Source organism: Streptomyces sp. NBC_00385, assembly GCF_035917155.1.
Lineage (GTDB): Bacteria > Actinomycetota > Actinomycetes > Streptomycetales > Streptomycetaceae > Streptomyces > Streptomyces poriferorum.
This window is the reverse complement of record NZ_CP107951.1, coordinates 2,599,897-2,611,855: the sequence shown is the minus strand read 5'-3', so window position 1 is coordinate 2,611,855 and position 11,959 is coordinate 2,599,897. Positions and strand designations below refer to the sequence as shown.

Sequence of the window (11,959 nt, the reverse complement as noted above, 5' to 3'; positions counted from 1 at the left end):
CATGCTCTTCAGGGTCGACCCCACCTCCACCGTGCCGCTCGGCGACCAGATCGCGGCCTGTGTGCGCCGCGCCGTCGCCGACGGGGCCGTGGCCCCCGGCGAACGCCTGCCCGCCGCCCGGGCGCTCGCCGAATCGCTCGGAGTGAATGTGCACACGGCCCTGCGCGGCTACCAGCGGCTGCGCGAGGAAGGTCTGATCGAACTGCGGCGCGGCCGGGGCGCGGTCGTCGCGGACGGCGCCTCCCCGCACCGGGCCAGGCTCCTGGAGCGGGTGCGCGAGATGGTCGGCGCGGCGCGTGAGCTCGGCATGACGGAGGACGAACTGCTGGCCCTGGTCCGTAGCGAACTGTCGGTCGGATGACAGCCGCGGCGCATCCGCCACCGGCCGGGGGCCACCCCGTCCTGCGAGGTGGCCCTCGGTTCGCGTCCGCGAAGCGGCGCGGTTTCGCGTAGCAGTGCGGTTCCGTGAAGCAGCGCGCTTCCGTGAGGCGCCGTGAGGTCAGGAACCGCTGCGGGCGAGCGCGGCCGCGAAGCCGTTCTGCCAGAGGTAGTTCACCTGGCCGCGCTCATTGGAGTCCGGATACGGGTTGGTGCACGACGGGCCGGGCCCCCCGCCCGACATCAGCTCGCTGCACGGGCCCGAGTAGCGGTCCGGCAGGCCGAGGACATGGCCCGTCTCGTGCGTCGTCACACGAGTGGAGTCGTACTGCTGGTTCTGTGCGTAGTCGAGGAAGATGTACCCGTTTCCGTGCCCGTCCGTGCTCGCGTACGAGCCGCTCGGGTCGTTGCCCTCGTAGTACGAGAAGTCGGCGTTCGAGCCCTCCTGCAGCCGGACGTTGGAGACGGAGCTGTTCCAGATCTGCGCGCTGTTGGATATCTCCGAACGGAAGCTCGGCGCGTTCGCGGCGCTGTAGACGATGGTGACGGCCTGGGCGCCCGGGTGGGCGGCCCGCTTCTCGGCCACCGACTTCGCCACCGCCTCGAAGAACGCCTTGTTGGCGGCGGCGCTCTCGTGCGATCCGGAGTGCGGGGTGTACGCCGCGTGGACGGCGGAGGCGGATGCGGGGGGAGCGACGGGCGCCGGGGCGGCGGACGCGATCGCCGGGGCGGTGCCCAGTGCTGCGGCGAGGCCGAAGCCGAGGCCTGCCACGGCCGACATGATGGTCCTGGGGTGTCTCATGGGGGGTTCTCCTGCCGTTACCTGCGAGGGGGGACCCCGTCCGTTCAGCGGACACGGACGGAGGCGGTACGCAGTGAGTGTCGGGGAACACGGCTCCGCGCGGATGATGCCAACCGGTGATAGCGCCGCCCTATCGCCCGACGGGGACCCGCGCACGCACACCCGAAGCCGATCGGACCAACAGCCGGTGAATTGAAGCGATTTGATGGCGTTCCGGCGTCTGGTGCGGTACGACTCCGCCGCCCTACCCTCGGCAGTATGGAGCTTGAGGTGAGGCACCTCAGGGCGCTGTGCGCCATCGCCGACACCGGCAGCCTGCACCGGGCGGCCCGCAGACTGGGCGTCAGCCAGCCCTCGCTCACCACCCAGCTGCGCCGGATCGAGAACACGCTGGGCGCCGAACTGTTCAGCCGCGAACGCACCGGCTGCCGCCCCACCCTGCTCGGCCGCGCCGTCATCGGCCGTGCCCGGCCCCTCGTCGACGGCATGAGCGCGCTGGTCACCGAGGCGAAGGCGGAGGCGGACGCCGCCCGTGCCGGCGGGCCGAGGCTGCGCATCGGCTGCACCGCCAGCCGGGTCATCGGCGGCTGGCTGCGCAGACTGCGGATCCGGCTGCCCGGTACGGACATCTCGCTGCGGGTCGACGTGTCGGCCCGCGCACTGCTGCGCGCGGTCGGGGCGGGCCGGCTCGACGTCGCCTTCGTGCACGAGGTGGAGGGCTGCCCGCTGTCCGTTCCCGAGGGGCTGGAACAGCGGGTTCTGCTGGACCGCGAACCGCAGTTCATCTCCATGGCCCGCGACCACCCGGCGGCCGCCCTGCCCGTAGTGGACCTGGCCGACCTGGCCGCCGACCGGTGGATGGTCGACCCCACGGTGGACGGCGAATGGGACGGCCTGCGCCGGGTGTTCGGCGCCGCCGGCGTCGCGCCCACCGTGCTCCACGGCGACTACCTCACCGCCGCGTCGCTCGTCGTCCTCGGCGAGGCGGTGGCGCCGTGCCAGCCCACCTCGGGCCCGCGCGACGACATGGCGATCCGCCCGCTGCGCGACGACCCGCTCGCCGTCCGGCTGCTGCTGGTCTCCCGGCCGGGCGCCGACACGACGGTGGTGTACGGGGAACTGGAGGCCGCCTACCGGGAGGCGGCCCGGCGGGCGGCCGGCTATCACCAGTGGCTGCTGCGCCACCGCAGCCCGCTCGCCCTCTCCTGAACGCGGGCCGCGACGGGCCGCGAGGCGCCGCGCGATTCACCCGGCGGCGATTCTCCCGACGGCGATTCAGCCGACAGCGATTCCGCCGAGAGCGAGGATCGTTCCGGACCGGGGCGCGGGCGGGCAGAGTCGGGGCATGAGGCTTCTGATCCTGGGTGGTACGGAATTCGTCGGCAGGGCCGTCACCGAGGCCGCGCTCGCGCGCGGCTGGGAGATCACGGTGTTCCATCGCGGACGCCACGCACCGCCGCCCGGCGTCGCCGAACTCCTCGGCGACCGCACCGAGGAGGACGGCCTCGCGGCGCTGGCCGGAGTCGCCGAGCCGGGCGACGGGACGTACATCTGGGACCTGGTCGTCGACACCTGGAGCGGTGCGCCCTCGGCCGTACGGGACGCGGCCCGGCTGCTGTCCGGCCGCGCCGCGCACTACGCGTACGTCTCCAGCCGGTCCGTGTACGACTACCCGGCACCGGCGGGCCTGCCCGAGGACGGTCCGCTGGTGGAGGGCGCCTCGCCGGACGCCGACGGCGACGTCCCGTACGCGCAGGCCAAGCTCGGCGGTGAGATGGCCGCGGTGGACGCCTTCGGGGACCGGGCGCTGCTGGCCCGCGCCGGGCTGATCATCGGCCCCTGGGAGAACGTCGGCCGGCTGCCGTGGTGGCTGACGCGGATCGCCCGCGGCGGCCCCGTGCTCGCGCCCGGCACACCGGACCTGGACCTGCAGTACATCGACGCCCGCGACCTCGCGGAATGGCTGCTGGACGCTTCCGGGAAGGGCCTGCACGGCCCGTACAACCTGGTCAGCCGCCCCGGTCACACCACGATGGGCGGGCTGCTGAACGCCTGTGTGCGGACCACGGGTTCGGACGCCGAGCTGCGCTGGACCGACACCGAGCGGATCCTCGCGGCGGGCGTCGAGCCCTGGACGGACCTGCCGGTCTGGCTGCCGCCGGGGGAGCTGTACGACACCCTCCACCAGGGCGATGTCAGCAAGGCGTACGCGACGGGTCTGCACTGCCGGCCGGTCGAGGAGACGGTCGCCGACACCTGGGCCTGGCTGTGCGCAATCGGCGGTACGGCGCCGCAGCGCGCCGACCGTCCGCTGAAGGGCGTCGACCCGGCGACCGAGGCGAAGCTGCTGGCGGGCTGACGGCGGCAGTTTCGCCCGGCGGCTGCCGGCACCGCGACGGCGGCAGCCGCCCGAGGGGAGTCGGCGGACGAAGGCGACTGCCCGGCGTGGCAAGCCATCTCAGTGCCCCATAAGCTGCATATTGCGCTATATGGGAACCAAAATGCGCAGAAGCGGTAAAAACCACCGCGTGGCGGTGGCGGTGGCAGCGGCGGCGGTCATGGTGGGGGCGTTCGCACCCACCGCCGCCGCTGATCCGCTGCCCGGTGGGCTCGGCCCGTGCCTGGGGGACGACTGCCCTCCCGTCTGGCCGGATCCGAGCAATGATCCGGTCATCCACCACGACAGCAACATCAACATCTTCGTCGGGGGCGACTACCTGGTCAGGGAAGCCGCAGCGGAGGCCGAGGGCAAGATCGTCACCCTTGGGCAGTTCGACATGAACAAGCGGCAGGGCGCCTCGCAGGTCTACAACGTCGGCGTCGCGGGCGTGGGATCGCGGGTGCCGCCGCCCGACGGCTCCGACTACCTGACGGTGGGCGGCGATCTGAGCGTCGCGGACGAGCAGCGCCTCCTGGCCGAGGAAGGCTCCAACCACGGTGTGGTGCGCTATGCCCAGGACCTCAGCGGGACGGTGATCCCCGCCCCTGTCCACGACGCCGACGCCACCGGTCCGTACACCGGGCTGCGCGACCACCTGACGGCGGCCAGCCACTGCTACGCGTACGACGACAACGAGGACCACCGGCGCCCGGCCAACGGAACGGTGGAGCGGGACGGCTCCGAGACCTACTTCACCGGCGACGGTACCTCCGCCCTCCAGGTCTTCGCGGTGGACGCCGATCTGACGACGGAGGCGGGCGGTCAGGAGGGCATCTTCTTCCGTGACATCCCGGACGGCGCGACCGTGCTGGTCAACGTCTACGGCACCACCCGCAACATCAGCACCTACATGGGCTCACTGCCGCAGTCCGGACTCCGCGAGCACCTGATGTGGAACTTCCCGGACGCCACCACGATCGGGCTGAAGGGCACCGGGCAGTTCCAGGGAAGCGTGCTGATCGGCCAGCCGTCCAGCGTGGCGACGGTCGCGATCAGTGGCACCAACGGCCGTTTCTACAGCGCCGGTTCGCTGACCCACACGTCGGAGGGGGAGTCGGGCGGCCAGGAGCTGCACGCCTACCCGTTCGACGGTGATCTGCCGGACTGCGGAGAGGAGCCGTCGCCCACGCCCACGCCGACGGACTCGCCGTCACCGACCCCGACGGATTCGCCCACGCCGACGGACTCGCCCACGCCGACGCCCACCCCCTCCGACAGCCCCGGCCCGTCCCCCTCGGAGTCGACGCCGGCCCCGCGGCCCACTCCGACGGACAGCGGGCGGCCCGGGCCGCCCCATGACGGCGGACAGCTCCCGGACACGGGCGCGCGCGGCGGTGAATGGGTGATCGGCGGAATCGCGGCCGCCCTGCTCGTCGCCGGTTCGGCGGCCACGCTCATCGCCCGCAGGACGCGCCGGCGCGGCTAGTTTTGCACCCATGGCCGAACTGTTGCACCTGACCGACCGCCCGTTGTGGGAGGCGGCCCGCGGGACCGGGACGTACGAGATGTCCACCCGCGGCCGCACCCTGCGCGAAGAGGGCTTCATCCACTGCTCGCTGCCCCATCAGCTCGCCGGTGTGGCCGAGTTGCTGTACGGCGCCGGGAGCCGGGCCGGAGCCGGTGACCAGGACCTGGTGGTGCTCGTCATCGACACCGGACGGCTCCCCGTGCTCGTGCGGTACGAGTCGCTCGAACCCGGTGGCGAGGAGTTCCCGCACATCTACGGACCGGTTCCGGTCGAGGCGGTCGTGGAGGTGCGCCCCTGGCCGTACAAGAAAGGCAACCCCTCATGAGCCCCACAGACCCCACGCAGGAATCCGAAGGCGTCACGAACGGCCCCCTCACCGCCGTCACCGGAGCGAGCGGCGCGCTCGGCGGCCGGGTCGCGAAGCGGCTGACCCGGGCGGGCGTCCCCGTACGGCTCCTCGGCCGCGACCCGTCCCGGCTGCCCGAACTGCCCGGCGCCGACACCGCTCCGCCCGCCCCGTACGGGGACGGCGAGGCCATGCGCCGCGCCCTGGCCGGAGCCCACACCCTGTTCCTCGTCTCGGCGCACGAGAGCCCGGACCGCGTGCACGAGCACACCACGGCCGTGGACGCGGCGGTCGCGGCAGGCGTCGAACGGATCGTGTACGTCTCCTTCCTCGGCGCCGCACCGGACGCGACGTTCACCTTCGCCCGGGACCACTGGGACACCGAGGCCCATATCCGGGTCTCCGGCGTCCGGCACACCTTCCTGCGCGACAGCTGGTATCTGGCAGGCCTCCCGGCGATGACGGGCACCGACGGCGTCCTGCGCGGACCCGCCGGCGACGGCAGGGTCGCCGCGGTGGCCCACGAGGACATCGCCGACGCGGCGACCGCCGTCCTCCTGTCCGGCACCGATCCCACAGGCCCGACGCACGACGGGGTGACGTACGACCTCACCGGGCCCGAGGCGTTCACCCTCGCCGAGGCCGCCGAGGAGCTGGGCCGGGTCACCGGACGGACCGTCACCTACGTGCCGGAGACCCGGGAGGAGGCCTACGCCTCACGGTCCGGCTACGGGGCACCGGACTGGGAGGTGGCCGGCTGGGTGACCTCGTACGAAGCCATCGCGGCCGGGGAGATGGCCACCGTCTCCGACGCCGTGGCCACCCTCACGGGCCGGCCGCCCATGAGTCTGGCCACGTACCTCCGCGAGCACCCGGACAGCTACCGCCACCTCCTCACCGGCAACTGAGCGGCCGGGCCGACGATCCGACGGGAACCCGATGCGCACGGAAACACCCTGGGGCCCCTGGGAGCCGATGTCCCTCGCCGGCGCCGTACACCTGCTCGCCCCGCTGCGCACGCCGTGGTGGATCGCGGGCGGGTACGCGGTCGAACTGGCCGTGGGCCGCGCCTTCCGGGACCACGGTGACATCGACGTCCTGCTGCTGCGCCGCGACCAGCTCGCCGTCCAGCGGATCCTGCCGGACGGGCAGTGGTGGGCCGCCGACCCGCCCGGCACCCTGCGCCCCTGGCTCCCCGGCGAGATCCTCCCGCCGCGGGTCCACGACATCTGGTGCCGGCCGGGCACGGGCGAACCGTGGCGGGTGCAGTTCATGCTCGACGACGCGGAGGACGGTGACTGGGTGTTCCGCCGCGACCCACGGATCCGCCTCCCGCTGGAGCGGCTCGGCAGGATCTCCGACGACGGCGTGCCCTACCTCGCGCCGGAGGTCCAGCTCCTCTACAAGGCCAGGTCCCGGCGGCCCAAGGACGAGCAGGACTTCGAGGCCGCACTGCCCGTTCTCGGTGCGGACGGGCGCGCCTGGCTGACGGAGACGATCACCCTGGCCGAGGGCGCCGGCCATCCCTGGGCGGCCCGCCTGCGGGCGAACTGACCGCACTCACCTCGCGTACGCACGCCACTCACCTCTCGTGCGTACCGCACTCAGCTCACGTACGTCCCCGCCTTCGCCGCCACGACCGCGGCCTCGGCTGCGCGGTCGGCGGCCGCCTCGTCGAGCGGGTCGCCGCTGGCCAGGAGGCGGTAGTAGAGGGGGGCCGACACGGCGCGGATCACCTCGTCCGGGTCGGTACCGGCGGGAAGCTCGCCGCGCTCGACGGCCTCGGTGACGCACCCGGCCCACTCCTCGATGCGGACCGCGTAGAACCGGTGCAGGGCCTGCGCCGTGCGCGCGTCGCAGGTCGCCGCGGCGATCACGGACCGGAACAGGGCGCCCTGGCGGGGATCGGTGAGCGTCGACAGCACGAGCCGGGCATTGGCCCTGAGGTCCTCGGCCAATGAGCCGGTCCGGGTCCGTGGCGAGGACTGTTCGGCCATGTCGTCGAGCAGGTCGGCGATCAGGCCGGTCGTGGTGGACCAGCGCCGGTAGACGGTCGTCTTGCCCACCTCCGCGCGGCGCGCGACATCGGCGAGGTCGAGCCGGTCGAAGCCGTGTTCCGCCAGCGCGTCACCTGCCGCGCGCAGGACTGATTCACGGACCCGGGCGGTGCGCCCTCCGGGCCGGACCGTGCCGGGTTCCACGTTCTCCGCACTCTCGGATGTCATAACGGGTCTCCAGTTCCATTAATGGCCGTTCCTCTGCTACGGTCATCCCATCTTAACGGAACTCCAGACCCGTTAAAACTCCCGTCCGAGGAAGGACGACCATGTCCGCACCCAGCCAGATCCAGCAACGCGGCGCGACCGCTCCCGCCGTGGCCCCGCCGGCCACTCCCCGCATGACCGGGCGGCAGAAGCTCGTCCTCGCCCTCCTCCTCGGCGCCCAGTTCATGATCGCCGTGGACTTCTCGATCCTGAACGTCGCACTGCCCGTCGTCGGCGAAGGACTCGGCTTCTCGCTTCCGAACCTTCAGTGGATCGCCACCTCCTTCGCCCTGGCCGCCGCCGGATTCACCCTCCTGTTCGGCCGCATCGCCGACCTCGTCGGCCGCAAGCGCCTCTTCGTGGGCGGCATGGTCGTCCTCGGCCTCTCCTCGGCGCTCGGCGGACTGGCGACCTCCCCCGAGGTCCTCCTCACGGCCCGGGTCCTCCAGGGCCTCGCCACGGCGGCCGTCACCCCGGCCGGACTCGCCCTGCTCACCACCGCGTTCAAGGAGGGCCCGCTGCGCGAACGCGCCCTCGGCCTCAACGGCGCCCTGATGTCCGCGGGGTTCACCGCGGGCGCGATCCTCGGCGGACTCCTCACCGACCTGCTCTCCTGGCGCTGGGCCTTCTTCGTCAACGTCCCCGTCGCCGCCCTCGTCGTCGCCCTCGCCCCGTCCGTCATCACCGACTCACGCCCGGCCGGCCGGCCCCGGCTCGACATCCCCGGCGCCGCGACCGTCACCGGTGGACTGCTGCTCCTGGTCTACGGCCTGACCCAGGCCGGTGCGACCGGCTGGACCGAGCCCACCACCCTGACCGCCCTGCTCGCCGGTGCCGCGCTGCTCATCGCCTTCTGGTTCGTCGAGAAGAGGGCCGCCGCACCGCTCGTCCCCGTACGCATCCTCAAGCGCCGCAGCGTCATCTGGGGCAACGCCACCGGTCTGATCGCCTTCGTCACCGAGACCTCACTGGTCTTCCTGCTGACGCTCTACCTCCAGGAAGTCCTCGGCTACTCGCCGCTGGCGACGGGCCTCGCCTTCGGTGTCCTGGGCATCGGTACGGTGATCGGCGGCACGCTCGGCGGCCGGGCCGTCGGCCGCTTCGGCAACCGGGCGACCATCGTGACCGGCGGTGTCGTCCAGGCCGTCGCCACGCTCTCCCTGGTGGCGCTCGGCACCTCCGGTGCCTGGATCTGGCTCCTGCTGGCCGCCACGTTCATCGGCGGGATCGGCAACATGCTGATGATCGTCGGCTTCATGGTCACCGCGACCTCCGGCCTCCCCGACGACGAACAGGGCCTGGCCACCGGCCTCGCCACGATGACCCAGCAGGTCGGCATCACCATGGGCATCCCGATCATGAGCGCCATCGCCACGGCCCGGATGTCCGGCCTCGGCGACGGCGACCCGCAGTCCGTCCTGTCCGGGGTCTCGCTCGCGATCCTGGTCAACTCCGGCCTCGTTCTGGCGGGAGCCCTGCTGGCGGGGGCGTTCCTCGCGCCGCGGCGCGAGGCGCGCTAGCAACGGTGCGGAGCGCGCACCGTACGCAGACGACCACCGACCGGAGACGCGGGGCCACGGGGGCCCCGCGTCTCCGGTCGGTGGTCGCCCGTACGCCGTGAGCCGAGGCCTTACGAAGGCGTGCTCCCCGTCTGCCGCTGCTGCCGCACCCGCCGCATCATGACCACACCGGGTACGGCGACCGCGGCCAGGACCGGTGTCGCGGCGGCGATCCCGAACCAGAGGAAGATGGCGCCGTAACCGTGGGCACCCTTCGCCGAGTCCGCGTCCGCCTCGGCCAGGAGGACGAAGCTCATCACGAACGCCACCGCCATGAGGGCGGCGATGATGACGGCGAGCGAGACGAGAAGACCGGCCCCGCGCCGGTAGGCGGCGCTGACCGGCCGGGCCTGCGGTGGCGCGTACCTGCTGTGCGTACCGGGCACCTGCGCCGGGTGAGGGCCTGGCTGCTGGTTGGACATGGGGCTCAGTTCTACTGTGCCGGGTCCGGAAACACCACACCCATCAAAAGCGGCGGCCCTCCACGCAGGAACGCATCAGCTTCCTGCGCTGCGTCTCGGCGGGTTGGCCACTCGTAAACATGTTGGCCGGCTGCCGGCGAGCTGCGAGGATGCGTCTGTTTCCCAGGTGGAGGACCCTTGTTCGTATTCGCATGTGCGGGATGCGGTGACGAGTTGACCACCCCGCTGTCCCAGGTCGCACTGCCCATCCACGCCCGCCAGAAGTACGGGAACGGCGCCCAGCTCCCGGTGCTCATGAAGGCAGGAACGTTTGCCGTGGACCCGGACCCCTGGAGCGGGCCGTGGCGGATGTGGGACGAGACCGATCCCGCTGAGGCGGAGGTGCGCGGCATCTACGCGCCGGTCCGCGCTCTGTCCGACGGCACGCCCGGAGCGGCTGTCATCGCGCCCGGAGACGTCCGTGGAACCCGGCTGATTCCGGAGCGCGGTGGCGCCTGCTGTGGCCTCGATGGAGGCGACGGGCCCAACATGGCCTGCGAGGCATGCGATCTCCCCGTGGCGACCAGGGTCGACGATTGCTCGCTCTGGCAGGCGGTACGGCTCAGTTCGGACGCAGTGCACCGCATCCCCGTCGACGGCACCCACCCTGTGCCCCTCTCCTGGGCGGAGCTGGCAGAACAGGGGGAGGAAACGCCCCTGTTCGAGCCGATCTCCACGTGGGGAGGACCGCTGGGGCCGAGCCACTACTGGTCCTGGAGTCCGCAGTGGGAGGCGGCGGCCGGCCATGCGCTCGCCCACCTGCTGGTGGCCTCCCGGAGGCAGCCGGTGAAGGTTCCCGACGGTGCGGCTGCGGACGTGTTCCAGCGCGCGCTCGACACCCTGTTGCCCTCAGGTGCCCCGAAGCGGCGGGCCGTTCTGGCTGGACCGGGACGGCCTGCCCCCGACGCGGATGCCGACATCCTCCTCGTACCGGTCCATCCGCAGACGGGCCGGACCTGGGCCCCTGGGGGTCCGGCCGCGTCGGCGTACCTGGTGCCCCTGCCGCTTGGGGTGTGGCTGTGGCTGGCCTCGCCACAGCAGTACCTGCCGGTTCCCGCGTCGGGCCGCATACCCCAGGACGTCCTCCGCGACGACCCGCTCCCCATGCTGCCCGACTACCTCTTCCGGGCCGATCGGGAAACGTTCCAGCACACCCTGGTCCGCCTGCCGGCCGCGCGCAGCCCGTGGCTGCGCGCGATCCTCGAGGACCTCCCGCATCTCTCCGGTGCCTCGACTGCCCTCTTCTAGAAGGGAGCAGCCGGGGAGGGGATACCTTCACGTCTCGGTGCGGAGCTGCGGCGGCGTTTACGGTTTGTGGGTGACCCAGAGCATTTCTGCCGGCCGGCGGTGGGCCGGGTCAGGCGGATCGGTCCGGTTGTACCCGTTGGCCGTTCCGGGTTCGGGCCGCGGCTCGATGAGGTCATAGATGATGAGACCTGCGCCGCGCAGGAACCTGATCCCGTCGCCGCAGGTGAGCTGATAGCTGACCGCGCCCTGGCCTTCGGCGATGGTGTCCAGCCCGAAGTAGTCCTGGTGCGGCGTCGTGGTTGCGCGGCCGGCGGCTTCGTCGTAGCAGGCTTCGAACCACGGGCCGGCGACGTGGAACACCAGGCGCCCACCGCGGCGCAGGATGCCCGCCGGTGAGATCACCCTTGCGGTGGCCAGGGCCCGGCGAGCAGACGTCGTGGGTTCGGATCGCCGCGGCCAGGGCGTCGGTGCCGAGGTCCTCGCGCATGTGGTCGGCGATCGCCCAGCCGGCCAGACGGCGTGCTTGCGACCGTCGCATAGACGGAACCAACAAGCCGTACCTCGCCTGTTGGGCCTCGGGGGTGACTCTGTTCACGAGCTCGGGCCGGTGGAAGGCGGGCTCTGCAGCCTGGGGCCCGGGCTTAATCGGCAGGCAGAGCCTCCCTCATAGCCTTTGTGGTGGCGGTCGGGTCGTAGTCCTCGGAAACGCCTTCGACCAGGATGATGTCGCCTTCGATGTGCCGTGAGCGCAGCGGTGCGATCGCCTGGTAGGCGGGTGAGTCCCACCAGGCCCGCGCCTCGGCGATCCCGGGGAAGCCGATCACCACGACGTGTCCGGGCCAGTTGCCCTCCTTCACCTCGTGCTGGGTGGCGTGCACGAGGAAGCGGCCGCCGTACGGTTCGAAGGTGGCGGGTATGCGCTCGATGTATTCGACGATCTCCGGGTGTGGTGCGGCCTCTTGCAGGTGAGCTATGGCGTAGGCGGGCATGGCG

The 11,959-nt window shown here is 72.2% G+C and carries 14 protein-coding genes; 9 read left to right on the top strand and 5 right to left on the bottom strand.

All coding sequences use genetic code 11. The features are described 5' to 3' along the window. Position 1: 1 nt before the first annotated feature. Positions 2 to 361, top strand: coding sequence for a GntR family transcriptional regulator (locus tag OG959_RS11250; protein ID WP_326658021.1), 360 nt, complete (start codon positions 2 to 4; stop codon positions 359 to 361). Between the two features lie 138 nt (positions 362 to 499). Here the strand turns inward: OG959_RS11250 and snpA are convergent, their stop codons facing one another. Beyond that, positions 500 to 1,180 (bottom strand): snapalysin, encoded by a 681-nt coding sequence (gene snpA / locus OG959_RS11245; RefSeq protein ID WP_326658020.1) that lies wholly within the window; start codon positions 1,178 to 1,180, stop codon positions 500 to 502. Positions 1,181 to 1,438: 258 nt separating this feature from the next. Between snpA and OG959_RS11240 the strand changes: the two genes are divergently transcribed. The 6 genes from OG959_RS11240 (at position 1,439) to OG959_RS11215 (ending at position 6,988) form a co-directional block, all read left to right on the top strand. Beyond that, a complete protein-coding gene (locus OG959_RS11240) occupies positions 1,439 to 2,389 on the top strand; it encodes a LysR family transcriptional regulator (protein ID WP_326658019.1) in 951 nt (316 codons plus the stop codon). A 136-nt stretch (positions 2,390 to 2,525) separates the two neighbouring features. Continuing rightward, positions 2,526 to 3,539 carry an NAD-dependent epimerase/dehydratase family protein gene (locus OG959_RS11235; RefSeq protein WP_326658018.1) on the top strand — a complete coding sequence of 338 codons (1,014 nt, stop codon included), beginning with the start codon at positions 2,526 to 2,528 and terminating at the stop codon, positions 3,537 to 3,539. 142 nt (positions 3,540 to 3,681) lie between these two features. Further along, complete coding sequence (locus tag OG959_RS11230; protein WP_326658017.1) at positions 3,682 to 5,046, top strand: choice-of-anchor A family protein; 1,365 nt, start codon at positions 3,682 to 3,684, stop codon at positions 5,044 to 5,046. Between the two features lie 10 nt (positions 5,047 to 5,056). Further along, positions 5,057 to 5,413, top strand: a complete 357-nt coding sequence (locus tag OG959_RS11225; protein WP_326658016.1) for a DUF952 domain-containing protein — start codon at positions 5,057 to 5,059, stop codon at positions 5,411 to 5,413. Then, positions 5,410 to 6,342: an SDR family oxidoreductase gene (locus OG959_RS11220; protein WP_326658015.1), complete on the top strand. Its 933-nt coding sequence runs from the start codon at positions 5,410 to 5,412 to the stop codon at positions 6,340 to 6,342. Before OG959_RS11225 ends, OG959_RS11220 begins: the two co-directional genes overlap by 4 nt. 31 nt (positions 6,343 to 6,373) lie before the next feature. After that, positions 6,374 to 6,988 carry a nucleotidyltransferase domain-containing protein gene (locus tag OG959_RS11215; RefSeq protein WP_326658014.1) on the top strand — a complete coding sequence of 205 codons (615 nt, stop codon included), beginning with the start codon at positions 6,374 to 6,376 and terminating at the stop codon, positions 6,986 to 6,988. Between the two features lie 50 nt (positions 6,989 to 7,038). Here the strand turns inward: OG959_RS11215 and OG959_RS11210 are convergent, their stop codons facing one another. Next, positions 7,039 to 7,659, bottom strand: coding sequence for a TetR/AcrR family transcriptional regulator (locus OG959_RS11210; protein WP_326658013.1), 621 nt, complete (start codon positions 7,657 to 7,659; stop codon positions 7,039 to 7,041). Positions 7,660 to 7,760: 101 nt separating this feature from the next. Here OG959_RS11210 and OG959_RS11205 point away from each other — a divergent pair, with 101 nt between their 5' ends. After that, positions 7,761 to 9,218, top strand: coding sequence for an MFS transporter (locus tag OG959_RS11205; RefSeq protein WP_326658012.1), 1,458 nt, complete (start codon positions 7,761 to 7,763; stop codon positions 9,216 to 9,218). Positions 9,219 to 9,328: 110 nt separating this feature from the next. Here OG959_RS11205 and OG959_RS11200 read toward each other — a convergent pair whose 3' ends face one another. Then, positions 9,329 to 9,679 carry a hypothetical protein gene (locus OG959_RS11200; RefSeq protein ID WP_326658011.1) on the bottom strand — a complete coding sequence of 117 codons (351 nt, stop codon included), beginning with the start codon at positions 9,677 to 9,679 and terminating at the stop codon, positions 9,329 to 9,331. A 177-nt stretch (positions 9,680 to 9,856) separates the two neighbouring features. Between OG959_RS11200 and OG959_RS11195 the strand changes: the two genes are divergently transcribed. Beyond that, the gene (locus tag OG959_RS11195; protein WP_326658010.1) at positions 9,857 to 10,966 is read left to right on the top strand and encodes a hypothetical protein; all 1,110 of its coding nucleotides are present in this window, start codon (positions 9,857 to 9,859) and stop codon (positions 10,964 to 10,966) included. A 57-nt stretch (positions 10,967 to 11,023) separates the two neighbouring features. Here the strand turns inward: OG959_RS11195 and OG959_RS11190 are convergent, their stop codons facing one another. Together OG959_RS11190 and OG959_RS11185 are read right to left on the bottom strand one after the other, a co-directional pair. Continuing rightward, positions 11,024 to 11,326 (bottom strand): hypothetical protein, encoded by a 303-nt coding sequence (locus OG959_RS11190; RefSeq protein ID WP_326658009.1) that lies wholly within the window; start codon positions 11,324 to 11,326, stop codon positions 11,024 to 11,026. Positions 11,327 to 11,607: 281 nt separating this feature from the next. Beyond that, a complete protein-coding gene (locus OG959_RS11185) occupies positions 11,608 to 11,955 on the bottom strand; it encodes a DUF1330 domain-containing protein (protein ID WP_326658008.1) in 348 nt (115 codons plus the stop codon). Positions 11,956 to 11,959 lie beyond the last annotated feature (4 nt).

Excerpts from the sequence above, each read along its gene's own strand:
- OG959_RS11250 (WP_326658021.1), top strand. The coding sequence starts at position 2 with ATGCTCTTCAGGGTCGACCCCACCTCCACCGTGCCGCTCGGCGACCAG.
- snpA (WP_326658020.1), bottom strand. The coding sequence starts at position 1,180 with ATGAGACACCCCAGGACCATCATGTCGGCCGTGGCAGGCCTCGGCTTC.
- OG959_RS11240 (WP_326658019.1), top strand. The coding sequence starts at position 1,439 with ATGGAGCTTGAGGTGAGGCACCTCAGGGCGCTGTGCGCCATCGCCGAC.
- OG959_RS11235 (WP_326658018.1), top strand. The coding sequence starts at position 2,526 with ATGAGGCTTCTGATCCTGGGTGGTACGGAATTCGTCGGCAGGGCCGTC.
- OG959_RS11230 (WP_326658017.1), top strand. The coding sequence starts at position 3,682 with ATGCGCAGAAGCGGTAAAAACCACCGCGTGGCGGTGGCGGTGGCAGCG.
- OG959_RS11225 (WP_326658016.1), top strand. The coding sequence starts at position 5,057 with ATGGCCGAACTGTTGCACCTGACCGACCGCCCGTTGTGGGAGGCGGCC.
- OG959_RS11220 (WP_326658015.1), top strand. The coding sequence starts at position 5,410 with ATGAGCCCCACAGACCCCACGCAGGAATCCGAAGGCGTCACGAACGGC.
- OG959_RS11215 (WP_326658014.1), top strand. The coding sequence starts at position 6,374 with ATGCGCACGGAAACACCCTGGGGCCCCTGGGAGCCGATGTCCCTCGCC.
- OG959_RS11210 (WP_326658013.1), bottom strand. The coding sequence starts at position 7,659 with ATGACATCCGAGAGTGCGGAGAACGTGGAACCCGGCACGGTCCGGCCC.
- OG959_RS11205 (WP_326658012.1), top strand. The coding sequence starts at position 7,761 with ATGTCCGCACCCAGCCAGATCCAGCAACGCGGCGCGACCGCTCCCGCC.
- OG959_RS11200 (WP_326658011.1), bottom strand. The coding sequence starts at position 9,679 with ATGTCCAACCAGCAGCCAGGCCCTCACCCGGCGCAGGTGCCCGGTACG.
- OG959_RS11185 (WP_326658008.1), bottom strand. The coding sequence starts at position 11,955 with ATGCCCGCCTACGCCATAGCTCACCTGCAAGAGGCCGCACCACACCCG.